Source organism: Halobacillus sp. SY10, from assembly GCF_045401165.1.
Lineage (GTDB): Bacteria > Bacillota > Bacilli > Bacillales > Halobacillaceae > Halobacillus > Halobacillus aidingensis.
This window is the reverse complement of record NZ_CP174345.1, coordinates 4,208,704-4,225,487: the sequence shown is the minus strand read 5'-3', so window position 1 is coordinate 4,225,487 and position 16,784 is coordinate 4,208,704. Positions and strand designations below refer to the sequence as shown.

Here is a 16,784-nt window from a genome sequence, read left to right as displayed (position 1 = left end):
GGGTGTAAAAATTTTGCCTTCATGCTTTTATGGGCGATTTTACTCTTTTTAAAACAACGGTTGCAAAACGACACCAGTGTCGATATAATATAACTAACAAAACGACATCGGTGTCGTTTAATTGAGAGGGGCCCAACCTATGGAGCGTTTATGGAAAAACAAAGGGTATATGACCTTGATGTCCGCGCAAGCCATCTCGAGCATTGGCGACTGGCTCAGCATTGTCGCGATTATCACGCTTGTCGGATTGAAATGGGATGCATCACCGCTTGAAGTGTCGTTCGTCTTTTTATGTTTGGCTGTGCCGATGGCTTTGTTTGGACCGGTTGCTGGAATGGTGGCTGACCGCTTCAGCCGCAAAACGCTTATGATCGTATCTGATGTCGTGAGGGCGGCTTTAATACTGATTTTGACGGTCGCGACATCGCTTTGGATGGTTTATGCAACCCTACTTACGATCGGAATCTTCTCCGCAGTATTCATTCCTGCGAAAAACGGGAAATTGAAGGAAGTGGTGCCGGAGGAGGATATGAAAGGGGCGATGTCGATCACTTCGATGATTGACTCGTCGACGAAAATTCTCGGCCCGCTCGTTAGTGGATTGCTTGTTACGGTTTTCGGCGCCCAGCAAGTTTTTATCATCGACTCGGCCACGTTTCTCGTGTCTGCGGTCATCCTCTTGTTTGTTCCAAATGCGCTTCCTCTGGAAACGACCGAAGAAGAAAAAGAGAAAGCGTCGTTCAAGAAAGAGTTCGCGCTCGGCTTTTCTTTTCTTAAATCGAACCGCTTTATGATGACGGGTTTGATTCTTGTCGGGCTCAGCCTGTTGATTCTTCAATCGGCCGATTCTCAGCTGATTGTCTTAATTCGTGAGCTGACGCAGGTGTCCCCCGATTTGTTCGGTTATCTAGTGACGGGGTCTGGTCTCGGCATGTTCTTAGCAGGATTTTTGTTAGCGAAGAAAACGGATTATAAAGCTTATCCGCTCATGCTCCTTGGGGTTTGTGGAATCGGAGCGAGTTTTGGGATTATGGGGATGCTTACCTTTTATGACCTCAATTATTCTATCCTTTGGGGACCGGGACTCGGATTCACCGCGGGTTTCTCTGCAAGTCTGATTTTTGTTCCGTTCCAGGCGACTGTCCAGGTGAACACACCTGTTCATATGACCGGGCGCGTGTTTGGGGCCATCAACAGTGTCATGACGACTGCGACCATCATTGGGCCTCTTGTCGGAGGATGGATCGCGACGATGATTGGCGTCATTCCGACGTTTACCATTACAGCAAGTCTCCTTGTCTGCGTATCCATCGTAGGATTTGTAACGAAGCGAAAAGTAGAGGGAGGGAAAGCACATGTCTCCACGAGTGAGCAAGGAACACCTGAAGCAACGACGAGCTGACATCATGGAATCTGCAAGGAACGTATTCATCGAACATGGATACGAGCACACGACGATGAAGCATGTCATGGAGTCGGCTGGCGTCAGCCGCGGCGGTCTCTATCAATATTTTTCAAATAAAGAAGACCTATTTGAAGCCTTGCTTGAAGAAGGGCTGACGGATGAAGCTGAAACGACAGAAGATTCTCTTGAAAAAGTAGAGTCCTATTGGGACCTGCTTATGCAGCTTTTGTTCGGGGAAGATGGCAGTCCGAATACAGAGATGGACCCTCTCGCACCAAGCAAGCTTGAGTTCTTTATCACCGGACGTAACAATGAACGAAGACGTGCGTACGGGGAAAAACGTTATGAAATGGGTCTGCAGATTTACGATGGACTCATCACAAAAGGGCAAAAATCCGGTGAGTTCAGTGATCGCTATGAAAGCCAAATTATTGCGCGGTCGATCATCACTTTCATTGACGGGCTGGCACTCGATCATGCCATTTTGCCCGAAGAGAAGGTAAAGTTGAAGGAGCAGTCGGCTCTGTTCGTGGATTATTTGAGAATGGCGTTGATTGAATCCTCCTCTTGAAGAGGGGGATTTTTATTTAAGGAAAACAAGAGAAAAATGTTCAGAATCGGTTGTCAATTTCAATCGAAGTCCTGTATAGTAATCTTTAACAATTCAATCATGTTTCTTATCCAGAAAGGTGGAGGGACTGGCCCGTTGATACCTTAGCAGCAGACTTATAGAAAGTACTGTGCTAATTCCAGAAGCGTTCAGCTTGCAGATAAGAAGGGAATCGTTCGGCGGTTACTTAGCCCCTCTTCTTATTTAGAAGAGGGGCTTTTCTTATTGGAGCGCACAAACTATGAAAGAAAGAAGGGTTATAAATGTCTATAACAACCGAAAAGAATGTGAAGAGAACACCATTTAAAGGAGACCATGTAGGAAGCTTCCTACGTCCAGAACGATTAAAAGCAGCACGTATCCAACAGGCAGAGGGAGAAATAACGGAAGAGGAATTGCGTCAAGTGGAAGATGAAGAGATTGTAAAATTAGTAGAAAAACAAAAAGCAGCAGGATTGAAAGCTGTCACGGATGGCGATTTCCGCCGAAGCTGGTGGCATTTTGATTTCCTCGAAGGCCTCGATGGGGTAGAAGGTTATGAACCTGAAAAAGGTCTGAAATTCAAAGGAGTGGAAACGAAAGCCCGTGGAATTAAAATTACAGGACATGTAGGTTTCAGTGATCATGAGATGGTCAACCATTTCCGTTTTTTAAAAAGCATTGCCGGTGATGCTGTTGCCAAATTGACAATCCCGAGTCCGAACATGCTCTTATTCCGTGCGGATCGGTCGGAAGGCATTTATGATGACGATGAAGAACTCGTCAATGATTTAGTGGTGGCTTATCGAGGATTCATAAACAAAATTTATGAGGAAGGCTGCCGCTACCTACAGTTTGATGATACGTCATGGGCGACGTTTTTCTCAGAAGAAGGACGTGCTTCAATGAAAAAGAAAGGCCAAAACCCTGAGGAAGTGGCCGAGCTGTGTGCACGTGCCATCAATGAGTCGATTGCCAACAGACCGGATGATCTGCTTATTACCATGCATATTTGTCGAGGCAATTTCCGTTCGACCTTTATGACGAGCGGAAGCTATGAAGCGGTATCGGAAACAATTTTTGGTGGCTTGGATGTTGATGGTTTGTTCCTTGAGTTTGACGATGAGCGCTCCGGCGGATTTGAGCCCCTTCGTCATATGAACCGCCAAGACTTATCCATCGTTCTTGGTTTAATTACATCAAAGTATGGAGAGTTGGAGGATCCAGAGCGCGTGAAGGCTCGTATTCTTGAAGCTTCAGATTATGTACCTTTGAGCCAGCTGTGTTTGAGTCCTCAATGTGGATTTGCATCAACAGAAGAAGGTAATGAAATCACAGAAGAACAGCAGTGGAAGAAAATCGACCATGTTGTCAGGATTGCAGAAGAAGTGTGGCAGGAGGGCTGATGTAGACTTAATCTCCTTGGAAGGAATGTTTCATTTTTCTTATAGTTGGTTATACAACTATAGGTTCTTTTTAAAAGGAGGAATGAACACATGAAATCACTGCAGGATGCATTGAAACATAAAGTAGGACTTGGCACAGCCCCTTTAGGAAATATGTTCAGGGATGTCCCGGAAGAAGAAGCCCGTGAAACGATACAAACCGCCTGGGATGAGGGCGTCCGCTATTTTGACACTGCACCTTTTTATGGAGCCGGTTTAGCGGAGATGCGTGTCGGTGACGTGTTATCGAAGTATAACCGTGATGACTATGTATTAAGCACAAAAGTCGGTCGTTATATGACGGATGAGACAGAAGAGAACGCAGGGCTTTTTGAACATGGCCGGAACAATAAAGTCATTACCGATTACACGGAAGACGCAACGAAACGGTCGATCGAGCAGAGCCTTGAACGACTGCAAACCGATCGTTTAGACATGGTCTTCGTGCATGACGTTTCTCCTGATTTCCACGGAGATGAATGGGTGGCTAAATTTGAAGAAGCGAGAACCGGAGCTTTCCGTGTATTGTCACGTCTTCGGGAAGAAGGAGTCATCCGTTCGTGGGGCCTTGGCGTTAACACGACAGAACCGATTGAACTTGCGATGGAGCTTGAGGAAACAAGGCCGGATGTCTGCTTATCCGCAACGCAATATACGCTCCTCCAGCATGACCGCGCGTTACAGCGCATGATGACGATGGCAGAAGAGAAGGATGTAGACATCGTTGTCGGCAGTCCTTATAACTCTGGTGTCTTGTTTGGTGGAGATCACTACAACTATGAAAAAGCCGGCGCGGATATCATTGGAAGAGTAAATCAATTGAAGGAAATTGGCGACAAGTACGATGTGCCGTTAAAAGCAGCTGCACTCCAATTTTCAACGGCCCATCCAGCCGTAAAGTCGGTCATTCCCGGCTCGACTCGTCCGGATCGTATTAAGGAAGATTTGGAGATGATTCAGAGGGAGATTCCGAAAGCATTTTGGGATGAACTTGTGGAGAGAGGGTTTATTTCGCCGCTTGCTCCTCTGCCAATTTAATCAGTAAAAAGGAGGAAGCCGTGAGTGGTTTCCTCTTTTTTTTGATCTTTTCATGTACCTCTTTTTACTCCTCATGACACCTTCTTATATGAGTAACTTCCGTCTAGCTCATGTTGACAATAAAAAAGAAGAGCGACCATTGCCGCTCTTCTTTGGTATAAAGGTCATTAGTTACGAATCAAGTAATCAAACGCACCTAACGCCGCGTTCGCACCATCACCCATAGAGATGATGATTTGGTTGTGTGGGGTGTCAGTTACGTCACCCGCAGCAAACAATCCTGGCACGTTTGTTGCGCCGTGTTTGTCTGTGATGATTTCACCGATGCGGTTCATTTCAACAGATTCATCCATCCATTCGGTATTAGGTACAAGTCCAATTTGGACGAAGACACCTTCAAGGTCGATGTGCTGCTCTTCCCCTGATTCACGGTCGATGTATGTGATTCCGTTCACATTGTCATCGCCGGTGATTTCTTTAGTTTGAGCATTTGTTTTCACTTCAGCATTTGGAAGGCTGTTCAAGCGTTCTTGTAAGACTTCGTCTGCTTTCAGTGTGTCTGCGAATTCAAGCACAGTTACGTTTTGTACGATACCGGCAAGGTCAATCGCTGCTTCGACACCAGAGTTTCCGCCGCCGATAACGGCTACGTCTTTGCCTTCAAACAATGGTCCGTCACAGTGTGGGCAGTAAGCAACACCTTTGTTCTTATACTCGTCCTCACCAGGTACGCCGAGTTGACGCCAGCGTGCACCTGTGGAGATGATGACGGTTTTACTTTTCAGCACTCCGCCGTTTTCGAGTTCAAGTTCGAACATGTTGTCATCGTTCTTCTGCAAGCTTTTCGCACGTTGAAGGTTCATGATATCGATCTCATAATCTTTGACGTGTTCTTCTAAGCTTGCGGCGAACTTCGGTCCTTCTGTGCTCTTCACACTGATGAAGTTTTCGATCGTCATCGTATCAAGGACTTGCCCGCCGAAACGTTCAGCGACGATGCCGGTACGGATGCCTTTACGTGCAGAGTAGATGGCTGCACTTGCGCCTGCAGGACCACCACCGATGACAAGAACTTCGTAAGGCTCACGGTTTGTGAATTCCTCTGGAGATGGACCTTCACTGATTTTCGCTACGATTTCTTCAAGCGTCGTACGTCCACCACTGAAGAATTCTCCGTTCAGGTGTACAGAAGGAACGGCCATGATGTTTTTCTCTTCCGCTTCTTCTTTAAACGCCGCACCGTCGATCATCGTGTGCGTAATATTCGGGTTCAGCACGCTCATGATATTCAGGGCCTGAACAACATCCGGGCAGTTGTGGCAGCTTAAGCTGACAAACGTTTCAAAATGAAACTCTCCGGAGATGTTTTTGATTTGGTCGATCATCGTATCGTCGATTTTCGGAGCTCTACCACTCACTTGCAGCAAAGCAAGAACCAAGGACGTGAATTCATGACCAAGCGGAACACCGGCAAACGTAACACCTGTTTCTTCTTGCGGGCGGTTCACGCTGAAGCTTGGTGTGCGTTTCATTTCTGTGTTTTGTACTGTGATTTTCGGTGACATGGATGCAAGCTCATCCGTGAGAGCCAGCATGTCACGGGAGACTTTATCGTCTCCCGTGCTGACTTTCAGTTCGATGTCACCTTCTAAAAGCTTTAGATACTCTTCTAATTGTGCTTTTATTTGTGCATCGAGAACCATTTATATTCCACTCCTTAAATTTTGCCGACTAGGTCAAGGCTTGGTGTTAGTGTATCTTCGCCTTCTTCCCATTTTGCTGGGCAAACTTCACCAGGATTGTTGCGTACGTATTGAGCAGCTTTGATTTTTCCGATAAGGCTGCTTGCGTCACGGCCGATTCCGCCAGCGTTGATTTCTACTGTTTGGATAACGCCGTCTGGATCGATGATGAATGTACCGCGCTCAGCTAGTCCATCTTCTTCGTTCAGTACGTCAAATTGACGGGAGATCTGCTGAGATGGGTCACCGATCATTGCGTAAGTGATTTTGTTGATTTTTTCAGAAGCATCGTGCCAGCCTTTGTGTACGAAGTGAGTATCTGTAGAAACAGAGTAAACTTCAGCACCTAGTTCTTTCAGTGCGTCGTAGTTGTTTTGTAGATCTTCAAGTTCTGTCGGGCAAACGAAAGAGAAGTCTGCTGGGTAGAAGCAAACAACGCTCCACTGTCCTTTGAAGTTTTGTTCTGATACGTCAACGAAGTCACCGTTTTTGAATGCTTTCGCCTGGAATGGTTGTACTTCTTTACCGATTAGAGCCATAGTAGAATTCCTCCTGTAAAGTATGTTTGATTAGCTGCTGGAATGTTGCAGCTTTTTATAATAATTCTAATTCAGTAGCTATTATTATATAAAATCGACTTTTTGTCAACAATGACAAAAATCTGTCGAAAATTAATTCTCAGCTGACTGAATGAGAATGATTATACAAAAATTTCTCACGTTTTCTAGTGTAACAAGAAATAGGGAAAGGGTTTAGTAATTAGCCTTCCCGATTTTCATTTATTATAGAATCATATTGAGGAAATAAATTCATGGAAAGGTTCAGTTTCTTTTGTTCGGGTTTTGTAAAGGTTGTGAGGGAAGTAAAGGGGAATGGCGGATGGTGTCGAATAGTACATAAGCACTCAAAAAGAGGAGGATGAGAATGACTGATAATAAGAAGAACATAGTGGCTTTTGCGCAGCCTTCCGAACAGACAACCCCTTTTCGTCATGGCCAACCACTGTCGGAGGAAGTCATGGACACGTTCTTGCCTGAGACTTACAATGACTTCGTTTCTTTTATTGTACAAAGAGTCGGGGAAGTGTATCGGCCGCTGTTGATGGAGTTCGTGGAGGATCACGATCCCCCGGAAGACAAACGCCTCGCGCTTGAGTTGAATTTGTTTTGGTGGCGCGTCCTATATGATGTTTCTGAAATTGAGAACGTAAGCTTTGTGGAGGATTTTTGTATGGAATATAAGCAAGATCTCAAGCAAACCCCTTTGATGAAAGCATGGCTTGAAGAATGGGAGAAAGCCTCACCGAAATTCTACTATATTGGCCACAAGTTCGGAGCAAACGCCTTCGTTGCTGTGGACATGGAGACAGAAGAAACGGTAGAGGTGGTCATGATTGATAGAAGGGTGAAGGAGCCTGAAAAAGGCAGCATAGCCGTGGGGACACTCATTCCAATGGGTAATGCTCTCTATTTTCCGGTGACCGGTTTCTATTATTTTGATCCAGAAGTGAGTAAAGAACTGGCCCGTCCGCTCATGTACCATTATGAAAAGCATATGGAAGCATCCCCTGTGCTCGAGGGATTTGTGCATGTTCTCTCCATTGCCCTGCAAATCGAACGTATGATTTTGGAAAAGACCACTCCTTCCTCCCTCTCTTAATGTTTCCTCTTTGCTCTAACCGCCCATACCATTGTCATAGAAGACTCTCTTCGTGGTAATATTGAAGGAGTAACCATTCGAGCGGAGGAGCTTACTATGCGCATTTTTAGAATCCTGAACAATAATGCAGTCGTTGTCTATGATGGCCCCCAGGAGAAGATTGTTATGGGGAAAGGCATCGCTTTTCAAAAGAAGCGGAACGATATTGTGCCGAAACATAAAATCGAAAAGATATTCCTCTTACGTGATCAGTCCTCAGAAAAATTCCAACAGCTTTTATCCACTTTACCGGAAAAGCATATAGAAGTTGCAGAACGAATCATTAGTCATGCGGAAGGGTATTTGGAAGCGCCGTTAAACGATCATATTCATATTGCGCTCACTGACCACTTATCTTTTGCATTGGAACGCCTGGAGCAAGGGTTCCCGATTCAAAACAAGTTGACGAATGAAATCAAGTTTCTATATAAAAAGGAATTCGAAGTAGGGATGTGGGCAAAAGAAGAAATCAAACGTGAGCTTGGTGTCGAGGTCCCGATGGATGAGGTCGCTCACATCGCGCTTCACGTTCATACCGCTAAAATGGACACGCCGTCGATGAGCGAATCGTTGCAGACGGCGACCATTTTGCGTGATTTTGTTGAGCAGGTCGAAGCGATTGTTGGGCTTACCATTGAAGAAACGAGCATCAACTACCAACGCTTGATTACCCATCTCCGCTTTGCATTGAATCGTGTGGAAGAAGGCAGCAACTTCGAACCGATTGATGAAGATATGCTGGAGCTGATTCAAACGAAATATAAGGAAGCTTATGAGACGTCAGAGAAAGTAGCCTGCTATTTGATGGAAGAATACGGCGTAGATTTTCCAGATTCTGAAGTCGCCTACATCGCTTTGCATATCCAGCGTCTGTTAAACGTAAATTAATTTTATTAAGGGATTGACGATAGCGTTTTCATTGGTTAGAATGAAATTGTTCAAAGTTGAATATTGCAGGATTGTTACTGGTAAAGCAGGCAAGACCTAAAATGTGTAGAGTTGGCTAGGTGACTCGTGTATGCGAATGACCTATCCATACTGTGCGCGTTTTAGGTCTTTTTTATTTCCCAAAAAATAACAAGGAGGAAACATCATGAATCATAAAGAAGTAGCTGAACAATTGGTTCCATTGCTCGGCGGCAAGGATAATGTTGTCAGTGCCACTCACTGTGCCACACGTTTACGTCTCGTCATTGATGATGAGAGTCAAGTCGATAAAGCAGCTATTGAAGAACTCGATGGCGTTAAAGGAGCATTCTCAAGTTCCGGTCAGTTTCAGATTATCTTCGGAACAGGAACTGTCAACAAAGTTTTCACCCACTTCGGCCCAATGGTCGGAGCTTCAGTGGAAGAGGAAGAAAATGATAAATCCGTTTCTCACAAGGATGCGGCGAAAAGTAAAATGAACCCACTGGCGCGTTTTGCCCGGACGCTATCGAACATTTTCGTGCCGATCATTCCAGCGATCGTTGCTGCAGGTATGCTGATGGGTCTCCTAGGCCTGATGAACACTTACAACTGGGTCGATCCAGAGAGCGGAATGTTCGTCATGCTTGATATGTTCTCATCTGCCTCCTTCATCATTCTGCCGATCTTGATTGGTTTTAGTGCCGCGAAGGAATTCGGAGGGAACACATATTTAGGTGCCGTTATCGGTGGAATTATGACCCACCCGAATCTTTTAAACCCATGGGGACTTTCTGATGCACAGCCGGAAACGCTTGATTTCTTAGGGTTTGGTGTCGAAATGCTTGGATATCAGGGCACAGTTATCCCTGTTCTATTGACGGTTTATGTGATGGCGAAAATGGAACAAGCCTTCCGTAAAGTTGTTCCGAATGCGATCGATTTATTGCTCACGCCGTTCTTGACGGTTATTTTCACAGGGTTTGTTGCCTTGCTTGTCGTTGGACCACTTGGCCGTACGCTCGGTAATGGATTGACTTCCGTGCTTGGTGTTGTGTATGACACGGCTGGCCCGATTGCCGGTCTGATTTTCGGTGGATTGTACTCCACGATTGTCCTGACAGGTGTTCATCACAGTTTTCACGCCATTGAAGCGGAACTGTTGAACGTCGGTGGAAACTACTTGCTTCCAATTTGGGCGATGGCGAACGTTGCTCAAGGTGGAGCGACGATTGCGGTCTTCTTCAAGACGAAAAACAAGAAAACGAAAGAAATCGCTCTTCCAGCAGGAATCTCTGCTTTCCTTGGAATTACGGAACCTGCGATTTTCGGTGTCAACTTGAAATACCGTCGTCCGTTCATCGGAGCAGCGATTGGTGGTGCACTAGGTGGCGCGTATGTTGTGTTCACAAAAGTGATGGCGAACGGAATCGGTCTGACCGGTTTACCGATGTTCGCAATTGCCCAGGATCCGATTAACTACGGAATCGGCTGCTTGATCGCGATTGGTGGATCCATCCTTGCGACGCTTCTACTCGGATGGAATGAAGATACGAAATAATAGTGACGAATCCTTACTAGTTTTTCGGCTGGTAGGGATTTGTTTTGTATAGGTTAATGGAAGATAATAAAGATAGCTATGATTTTAGAGGAGGATGAACAATGAAAAAAGGTGTCATTTCGCTCGGGGAAGCATTGATTGATTTTATTCCGTTAGATCAAGACAATACGAACTATCAAAAGAGCCCAGGCGGGGCGCCGGCGAACGTTTCTGTCGGTGTGGCAAGACTTGGGGCCAAGTCTACATTTTTAGGAAAAGTCGGCGATGACGTGCTCGGGCGTTTTATGAAAAAAACGCTCACCGATTACGGGGTACAGACCCACAGCATGTTCCTCACAGCGGACGTGAGGACGGGTGTTGTTTTTGTAACAAATGCCGAGGACGGGGAACGAAGCTTTGACTTTTACATCCACCCGAGTGCCGATCAGTTCCTTGAAGCAGGAGAGATTGACGTGTCAGATTTTGATACCCATAAAGTGCTTCATTTCGGTTCGATTTCAATGATTGGTGAGACAGTCAAAAAGGCGACGCACCATGCGGTTGCTTTGGCGAAGGAAAAAGGGATGATCGTCTCGTATGACCCGAACTTACGTCTCATGCTTTGGGATTCCGAAGAACAGGCACGGGAAACGATTCAGTCGATGCTTTCAGAAGCAGACCTTTTGAAAATATCGGAGGAAGAGTTGGAGTTCATCACAGGCGAAGCGGACATTGAGCGTGGGCTTGAGAAACTCGCAGCTTATGATATTCCTTTGACCCTGATTACGATGGGCGGAGAAGGTAACTATGTGTGCACGTCTGAGGGAATCCAGCATGTGCCAGCGATGAAAGTAAAAGCAGTCGATACGACAGGTGCAGGCGATGCGTTTGTTTCCGGCATGTTGTACTCCTTGAATGAGTACGAAGGCGATATCACTGCCATTACGCTTTCGGAAGCGGTGAAGATGGCGAAATTCGCAAGTGTATCCGGGGCTTTGGCTGCATCGACGAAGGGTGCCATGACAGCACTGCCGACACGAGATGAAGTAGTCAAACACCTTGAAGGGGCAGGCGAGTAATTGATGAGTAAAGATCAGGAGTTGCGCCAGGCTGCGTTTAAAGAAGTTGGAAAATACCAAGATCTTGTAGAGGCAGATCCTTATCGGCTGCACTATCACATCATGCCACCCGTTGGCCTTTTGAATGACCCGAACGGCTGGATTCAGTGGAACGGGACCTATCATTTGTTTTACCAATGGATGCCGTTCAAAACGGGGCATGGGGCGAAGTTCTGGGGCCATTATTCGTCCGAGGATCTCGTCAACTGGACGCATGAAGATATTGCTCTTACTCCCTCTGAGTGGTTTGAGAAAAATGGCTGCTATTCAGGTTCTGCGATTGAACATAATGGCGAACTATATGCTTTTTACACAGGGAACGTGAAGGATGAGGAAGGCAATCGCGAGTCGTATCAATGTCTTGCTGTTTCAGATGACGGCATTCATTTTGATAAAAAGGGGCCGGTCGTACATCTGCCGGAAGGATACACGGCTCATTTCCGTGATCCGAAAGTGTGGGAGCAGGATGGTTCTTACTTTATGGTGGTCGGTGCTCAGACGGAAGACTTGAAAGGAGCAGTCGCACTGCTTCGAAGTGAGAATTTATATGAGTGGAACCATGTCGGCGTCTTAGCTGGCGGGGGAGAAGGCCGGCTAAGTGAGTTCGGTTATATGTTCGAATGCCCTGATCTGTTTGATCTGGGCGGCGAGGATGTGCTTGTATTTTCACCCCAAGGGCTTGAGGCTGAAGGAATGAAGTATCAAAACGTCTATCAGGCGGGCTATGTTGTTGGGGCGTTTGATTCTCAGGATAGATCCTATGAGCATGGTGACTTTTATGAGCTGGATCACGGCTTTGACTTTTATGCACCACAGACGACGGAAGATGAGCAAGGCCGCCGGATTTTGTTCGGTTGGATGAGTGTGCCGGATCAGGATGAACAGGATCATCCGACTGTGAAGTATCAGTGGCTGCACAACATGACGTTGCCGCGCGAACTAAAGCTTGTAGACGGAAGAGTCTATCAAACACCAGTAGCGGAGCTTGAAGGTTTACGCGAAGGTGATGTGGTGGAACGAGAAGTGGAGCTTGATCACGAGACACTTGAAGTGGACGGGGTCAAAGGTAAAGCAGAAGAGCTGAAGCTGGAGCATATCGATGTTTCTGAAGGTTGGTTCGCGCTTGAGATTGGCGGAGCTGCACGTCTCGTTTATTCCAGTGGGCAGAGAATCTTTACATTGGAACGTGAAAGTTACGTGGACGGGGTCGTTGAGAAGCGTCAGACAGAAGTTGCGGAGTTAAAGGATATGCACATCTTTATCGATACTTCGTCTGTAGAAGTGTTTGTCAACGGTGGCGCACACGTCTTCACCGCCCGCTTCTACCCAGCACCTAACGACGAAAGCCTTCGGTTCACCGCATCAGACAAAACAACCTTCAACCTTAAAAAATGGGATTTGAGGAAAGTGTTTTAAATTTCCATTATCTGTATGACCTGGTACACCATATTATGGTATATAAAATCATAAAAGAAGCCGGAGCTCGCTTAGAATGCGTCTAAGTAAGCTTCGGCTTCTTTTTTGGTGGGAAAGATTTTGTTGTGACCCATTTCGTCCATCCGCTGTTTTAAGTATGGATACATGTATTCAGCATGTGTGTAGAGGGCGATAGCTGAAGGTTTTTTAGAGACGACGAGGGAGCGGAGTTCTTCCATTTCCCCTTCTACATCAGGGGTGTTGATTTTTTCACCGTTCATATCAATGAGGATCGTAAACCCTTCCGTCGCGTGCTCCAAGCTTTCTTTGATGGCGCTGCAGTAAATAGCAACGTTTTCTTTGGTGATAAGTTCGCGTATATTAATAAACTGTCTTTGTATGGCCGGATCGTAATAGACAATAAATTTCGAATGGTAGTACCAGTCTGTCAGCTCTAGCATGATTGAGGGGGCTTCTGTTTCCACACGAATGAACGCTTCATTTTCCCGGCCGTCGAAAATCATACTCTTGAAGAATTGAAGCTGCGCTTCTTCTTTTGTCAGATGAAAGATGATGGACGAACGATTCCCGCGCCCGCGTCCAGGAATCCAGGTCAGCCACCCCACCTCTTCCATCTTTTTTATGATGATTCTTAAATTCCTTAGTGTGTAAAAGAGATCATCCGCCAGCTGCTGCATGGTGACGTCCACTTGCTCTTCTTCTCCTACGTTATGAAAATGTGTACGCAAACGAATATAAGTTTCCTCAAGCTTCACGGTCTTCTCATCTCCTCAAAAGCGGAATTTTACCTGCATGACCTTTGCCTCTTTATCTCTCTCTATTCCTGCTATGATTGAATTAGAAGTTAAAAACAGTATAACACTTTACTGTGGGAATACGGACGTGCATAGAGTCTTCCATTTTTATCAACCTGTTTATCAAGTGAACCTGCTTAGCTCTGTTTAAGCTAAAATCATTGAGCTGGCTTTGGCGGAATTTATAACAGGTTTGGAAATGGTGGTTTCAGTATCTTAAGGACATTAATATTAGTACGAACGTAAGGGGTAAAAATATGGTTAAATTCATTTTATTTATACAGAAGGTCGTTGTAAGGCTATTATCGATGAATGGGTGTTTGCAAATCACCGCAATAAAGAATGGACGGCATTTCAGTTTCGAAATCATTCTAACTAAAAAGAAGCGCATTCCTTTAAATTGGAGAGCCATTCCCATCTCGGTGGGATCAGGAGATGACCGTGAAAAAAAAAAAGTGCTTCATGAAAGTGATTAGGTGGTTGTATGATTTCCATATAATGTATGACGTGGTACACCAATATATGGGAAAAGACGGTCCTTTTCAAAGGGACCGTCTTTTTGTTTATGGTGCGTAGAGTTTGCCTTTGTCATCGATGTAAACGGTTTGGATGAGAGTTCGTTCGAGAGGGGTACCTTCATAGGTTCCTTTCACGTCGATGGTCATGTTGTAGACGCCTTCACCAAGGCTTGGGATCTTAAAGTCATTCCCATTCTTCTTCGCCTTCAATTTCTTCTCTTTTAACTTTCCGTTTTTATCATAGTACTCAACAGTCATATCGGTTTTTACGTTCAGTTTTTTGTTTCCTTTCACCTTCATTTGATTTCCTTTCACTTCTCCACTAAGCATGGCATCGACTGGGCTTTCGAAAGTCGTGTTCAGGAGGTAGCGTTCTTTTTGTTCGGCTTTCGTTTCGAGCGTCCATTTCCCTGCTTCCGGTTTTTCAATGGTGAGGGTGTGGTGGTAGGCTCCTTTGAAAAATTCAGTATCGTCCGCCGTCACCTTAAAGTCGGCATATGTTTTTTTACTCGGTGATGCGAGTGCCAAGGAGGTATCTTTTTTGTCACTGATCCAGTCAAAGGTTACGGAATCCACGCCCTTTTCAACCGCTACACTTTCCTTATGTGTCCCGGCATATTCCCCGCCTGTGATGTAATGGCCTGCTGGTGTCTCAGCACTTTCCGTCACAGCAGCTGTCTCGAAGCTTGCGGCAGAAGCTGAATAGAACGTTTCTTCATTTAAGTAATTTTTGAACAGGTTGAAAGTAGAGGAACCTTCTTTGATTGTCGTATGGTTCCACCTACCTACACTGATTTCAGCAGCGTAAGGAAGGCGCGAGCTTTGAATGGTTACGGCGCCGTCATTGCTTCCATAGGCACTCAAATAAAGACCGCCCCAGTATAAAGCGTTTCCAAAACTTCCCCATTTCGTTCCTCCCAATGTGTAAATAGGGGTGTTGTACACATTAGCGTGGCTGTCTGTTACCGAGCGGTAATAGTCCATGTAGCCGGTTTGGAGCGAGTATGTGCCATCATTTTTACTTCCTATGATGCCGGCAAGCCATCCCGCCCAGCTGCTGTATGCGAGGTCTGCAAGCTCTGAGCCGCGGTGGGGTGAGGATAAGGTGATCACACGTTCGATATACGGATCTGCTCCGTAATGAACGAGGGCGGACTGGGTATCCACACCGCCTTTACTATGAGCGACGACGACAACTTTTTCACCGAAGTAGTTGTAGACCTCCTGTACTTTTTGAGCTAAAAGAGCTCCGTTATCCCACATGCTTTTTCCAGCATTTAGATCAATGAAAGCTGTTTCGTATCCGTTTTGATAGGCTGTGGCATACATATTATTATTTTCATACCAAGTGTCAGAGGAGCTGTTCAATCCATGTACAAAAAGGATGGGGTGGGAGTTGGCAGCAATTGAGGAAGGGGTTGTTCCGACATACCATTCGCCGGGGTTACCCGAGGAACCATCCTTGATCGACCCGGCCAAACTGACAGATGGTACGGTGAGAAAAAAGGCAGTAAAAACGACGAACCACTTTTTGAAATTAATCATTCCCTGTCTCCTTATAATAAAGTTTTCGGGATTCGTGAAGGTTGTCCCTGGTGTGTCCCCTTCTATACCATTCTCTATAGGAAATTCATTTCCTCCATTTGGAAAATAGGAACTTTTGTTGAAATATGTTTCTAAGACCTTCCGTATCCAGGGGGGCTCACATAGGATAAATTATGAGTAAATGGGGGAGGAATGAGGATGTCCCACAGAATCACTTCAGGTAATCGTCTTCTTTTCGTCACAGAACCAGGCGGGCAGGTCATCGAGGAAGGACAAACGGTCGATTTGACGGAAGAATATCCGGCGGGCATCGATGTCAGCCCTTTTTATACGATTCGGGTGGCTGGAGGAAACCGGGTGGTCTCAGAAGGAGCCGTCACGTTCAAGTTACTTATGAAAGTCAATCAGGTCAGTTTTTTAACCCTCGATCAGATAACGGTGTATCCGGGAGAAAGGTTCAACCGTACCTATAATGTACCGGGGCTGGGCCTTGGGATAAAAGCGGAAGCAGAAAATGGTTCGGGCGTGGATGCTGTCGATTTAGTTGTGATCGGGTTTAAGTTTTAGGATACAAAATAAGAACTTAAAAAAGGACGCCTCCGCTAAAAGACGTCCTTTCTGCTTTATTCTTTTTCAATTGTATAGGTCCCCCGAGCAGTCTCCAATGTGAAGCGGTCATTCAAGAACTGATACCGTGTCATATCCTCCAATGGAATTTCATAGTAGGCTGAGGGCAGGGGCTGAGCGCTTTGCGCATCGGTTTCTGTCTGTCCTTGTCCATGTAAGTAGAGCGCGTGCATTGGTGTGTATTCATCGAGCCGGCGCGTGTGAGTCTCATAAGATATGTGGTCAAGGTTCATCGTAATGGTATCTTCATCCCGTAGTTCGTGTTTTTTGATGCGGATGTTTTCGCCGTGCCACTGCTGTAATTGCTGGTTGAATTCTTCAATCGTCAAATCGTTCATGCTGATCCCTCCTGCATTTATCTTTTCCACAAGGCTTGTAAACA

At 45.7% G+C, this 16,784-nt stretch carries 16 protein-coding genes and 1 riboswitch; of the genes, 11 read left to right on the top strand and 5 right to left on the bottom strand.

Features of this window, described 5'->3' with window-relative positions:
- Positions 1 to 139 precede the first annotated feature (139 nt).
- From ACJA3J_RS21120 to ACJA3J_RS21105, 4 genes are all read left to right on the top strand, one after another.
- Complete coding sequence (locus ACJA3J_RS21120; protein ID WP_406945192.1) at positions 140 to 1,402, top strand: MFS transporter; 1,263 nt, start codon at positions 140 to 142, stop codon at positions 1,400 to 1,402.
- Positions 1,356 to 1,976 (top strand): TetR/AcrR family transcriptional regulator, encoded by a 621-nt coding sequence (locus ACJA3J_RS21115; protein WP_115893883.1) that lies wholly within the window; start codon positions 1,356 to 1,358, stop codon positions 1,974 to 1,976. The genes ACJA3J_RS21120 and ACJA3J_RS21115 overlap by 47 nt, the downstream gene beginning before the upstream one ends.
- Positions 1,977 to 2,079: 103 nt before the next feature.
- Positions 2,080 to 2,182: riboswitch (SAM riboswitch) on the top strand.
- 96 nt (positions 2,183 to 2,278) lie between these two features.
- Complete coding sequence (locus ACJA3J_RS21110; protein ID WP_406945191.1) at positions 2,279 to 3,400, top strand: 5-methyltetrahydropteroyltriglutamate--homocysteine S-methyltransferase; 1,122 nt, start codon at positions 2,279 to 2,281, stop codon at positions 3,398 to 3,400.
- Positions 3,401 to 3,490: 90 nt separating this feature from the next.
- Entirely contained in the window at positions 3,491 to 4,477 is a 987-nt protein-coding gene (locus ACJA3J_RS21105; protein ID WP_089650651.1) for an aldo/keto reductase, read from the top strand.
- Positions 4,478 to 4,644: 167 nt separating this feature from the next.
- Here the strand turns inward: ACJA3J_RS21105 and ahpF are convergent, their stop codons facing one another.
- Positions 4,645 to 6,180 carry an alkyl hydroperoxide reductase subunit F gene (ahpF, locus tag ACJA3J_RS21100; RefSeq protein ID WP_089650650.1) on the bottom strand — a complete coding sequence of 512 codons (1,536 nt, stop codon included), beginning with the start codon at positions 6,178 to 6,180 and terminating at the stop codon, positions 4,645 to 4,647.
- 14 nt (positions 6,181 to 6,194) lie between these two features.
- On the bottom strand, positions 6,195 to 6,758 hold the full coding sequence (ahpC, locus tag ACJA3J_RS21095; protein ID WP_089650649.1) for an alkyl hydroperoxide reductase subunit C: 564 nt from the start codon (positions 6,756 to 6,758) through the stop codon (positions 6,195 to 6,197).
- A 385-nt stretch (positions 6,759 to 7,143) separates the two neighbouring features.
- On the opposite strand from ahpC, the gene ACJA3J_RS21090 reads away from it, so the two are divergent.
- From ACJA3J_RS21090 to ACJA3J_RS21070, 5 genes are all read left to right on the top strand, one after another.
- A complete protein-coding gene (locus tag ACJA3J_RS21090) occupies positions 7,144 to 7,878 on the top strand; it encodes a hypothetical protein (protein ID WP_089650648.1) in 735 nt (244 codons plus the stop codon).
- A gap of 96 nt (positions 7,879 to 7,974) precedes the next feature.
- The gene (locus ACJA3J_RS21085; RefSeq protein WP_406945190.1) at positions 7,975 to 8,805 is read left to right on the top strand and encodes a PRD domain-containing protein; all 831 of its coding nucleotides are present in this window, start codon (positions 7,975 to 7,977) and stop codon (positions 8,803 to 8,805) included.
- Between the two features lie 205 nt (positions 8,806 to 9,010).
- On the top strand, positions 9,011 to 10,384 hold the full coding sequence (locus tag ACJA3J_RS21080; protein WP_115893887.1) for a sucrose-specific PTS transporter subunit IIBC: 1,374 nt from the start codon (positions 9,011 to 9,013) through the stop codon (positions 10,382 to 10,384).
- A gap of 101 nt (positions 10,385 to 10,485) precedes the next feature.
- Positions 10,486 to 11,442, top strand: coding sequence for an aminoimidazole riboside kinase (locus tag ACJA3J_RS21075; RefSeq protein ID WP_406945189.1), 957 nt, complete (start codon positions 10,486 to 10,488; stop codon positions 11,440 to 11,442).
- 3 nt (positions 11,443 to 11,445) lie between these two features.
- The gene (locus ACJA3J_RS21070; RefSeq protein WP_406945188.1) at positions 11,446 to 12,897 is read left to right on the top strand and encodes a glycoside hydrolase family 32 protein; all 1,452 of its coding nucleotides are present in this window, start codon (positions 11,446 to 11,448) and stop codon (positions 12,895 to 12,897) included.
- A 71-nt stretch (positions 12,898 to 12,968) separates the two neighbouring features.
- On the opposite strand, the gene ACJA3J_RS21065 is transcribed toward ACJA3J_RS21070, so the two are convergent.
- Positions 12,969 to 13,673 carry an SgrR family transcriptional regulator gene (locus tag ACJA3J_RS21065; RefSeq protein ID WP_089650644.1) on the bottom strand — a complete coding sequence of 235 codons (705 nt, stop codon included), beginning with the start codon at positions 13,671 to 13,673 and terminating at the stop codon, positions 12,969 to 12,971.
- A 296-nt stretch (positions 13,674 to 13,969) separates the two neighbouring features.
- Between ACJA3J_RS21065 and ACJA3J_RS21060 the strand changes: the two genes are divergently transcribed.
- Positions 13,970 to 14,188: a hypothetical protein gene (locus ACJA3J_RS21060; RefSeq protein ID WP_406945187.1), complete on the top strand. Its 219-nt coding sequence runs from the start codon at positions 13,970 to 13,972 to the stop codon at positions 14,186 to 14,188.
- An 87-nt stretch (positions 14,189 to 14,275) separates the two neighbouring features.
- Here ACJA3J_RS21060 and ACJA3J_RS21055 read toward each other — a convergent pair whose 3' ends face one another.
- Complete coding sequence (locus ACJA3J_RS21055) at positions 14,276 to 15,775, bottom strand: esterase/lipase family protein (protein ID WP_406945186.1); 1,500 nt, start codon at positions 15,773 to 15,775, stop codon at positions 14,276 to 14,278.
- A gap of 198 nt (positions 15,776 to 15,973) precedes the next feature.
- Here ACJA3J_RS21055 and ACJA3J_RS21050 point away from each other — a divergent pair, with 198 nt between their 5' ends.
- Positions 15,974 to 16,342 (top strand): hypothetical protein, encoded by a 369-nt coding sequence (locus tag ACJA3J_RS21050; protein WP_089650642.1) that lies wholly within the window; start codon positions 15,974 to 15,976, stop codon positions 16,340 to 16,342.
- A gap of 56 nt (positions 16,343 to 16,398) precedes the next feature.
- Here ACJA3J_RS21050 and ACJA3J_RS21045 read toward each other — a convergent pair whose 3' ends face one another.
- Complete coding sequence (locus tag ACJA3J_RS21045; RefSeq protein ID WP_406945185.1) at positions 16,399 to 16,740, bottom strand: hypothetical protein; 342 nt, start codon at positions 16,738 to 16,740, stop codon at positions 16,399 to 16,401.
- Positions 16,741 to 16,784 lie beyond the last annotated feature (44 nt).

Excerpts from the sequence above, each read along its gene's own strand:
- ACJA3J_RS21120 (WP_406945192.1), top strand. The coding sequence starts at position 140 with ATGGAGCGTTTATGGAAAAACAAAGGGTATATGACCTTGATGTCCGCG.
- ACJA3J_RS21115 (WP_115893883.1), top strand. The coding sequence starts at position 1,356 with ATGTCTCCACGAGTGAGCAAGGAACACCTGAAGCAACGACGAGCTGAC.
- ACJA3J_RS21110 (WP_406945191.1), top strand. The coding sequence starts at position 2,279 with ATGTCTATAACAACCGAAAAGAATGTGAAGAGAACACCATTTAAAGGA.
- ACJA3J_RS21105 (WP_089650651.1), top strand. The coding sequence starts at position 3,491 with ATGAAATCACTGCAGGATGCATTGAAACATAAAGTAGGACTTGGCACA.
- ahpF (WP_089650650.1), bottom strand. The coding sequence starts at position 6,180 with ATGGTTCTCGATGCACAAATAAAAGCACAATTAGAAGAGTATCTAAAG.
- ahpC (WP_089650649.1), bottom strand. The coding sequence starts at position 6,758 with ATGGCTCTAATCGGTAAAGAAGTACAACCATTCCAGGCGAAAGCATTC.
- ACJA3J_RS21090 (WP_089650648.1), top strand. The coding sequence starts at position 7,144 with ATGACTGATAATAAGAAGAACATAGTGGCTTTTGCGCAGCCTTCCGAA.
- ACJA3J_RS21085 (WP_406945190.1), top strand. The coding sequence starts at position 7,975 with ATGCGCATTTTTAGAATCCTGAACAATAATGCAGTCGTTGTCTATGAT.
- ACJA3J_RS21080 (WP_115893887.1), top strand. The coding sequence starts at position 9,011 with ATGAATCATAAAGAAGTAGCTGAACAATTGGTTCCATTGCTCGGCGGC.
- ACJA3J_RS21075 (WP_406945189.1), top strand. The coding sequence starts at position 10,486 with ATGAAAAAAGGTGTCATTTCGCTCGGGGAAGCATTGATTGATTTTATT.
- ACJA3J_RS21070 (WP_406945188.1), top strand. The coding sequence starts at position 11,446 with ATGAGTAAAGATCAGGAGTTGCGCCAGGCTGCGTTTAAAGAAGTTGGA.
- ACJA3J_RS21060 (WP_406945187.1), top strand. The coding sequence starts at position 13,970 with ATGGTTAAATTCATTTTATTTATACAGAAGGTCGTTGTAAGGCTATTA.
- ACJA3J_RS21055 (WP_406945186.1), bottom strand. The coding sequence starts at position 15,775 with ATGATTAATTTCAAAAAGTGGTTCGTCGTTTTTACTGCCTTTTTTCTC.
- ACJA3J_RS21050 (WP_089650642.1), top strand. The coding sequence starts at position 15,974 with ATGTCCCACAGAATCACTTCAGGTAATCGTCTTCTTTTCGTCACAGAA.
- ACJA3J_RS21045 (WP_406945185.1), bottom strand. The coding sequence starts at position 16,740 with ATGAACGATTTGACGATTGAAGAATTCAACCAGCAATTACAGCAGTGG.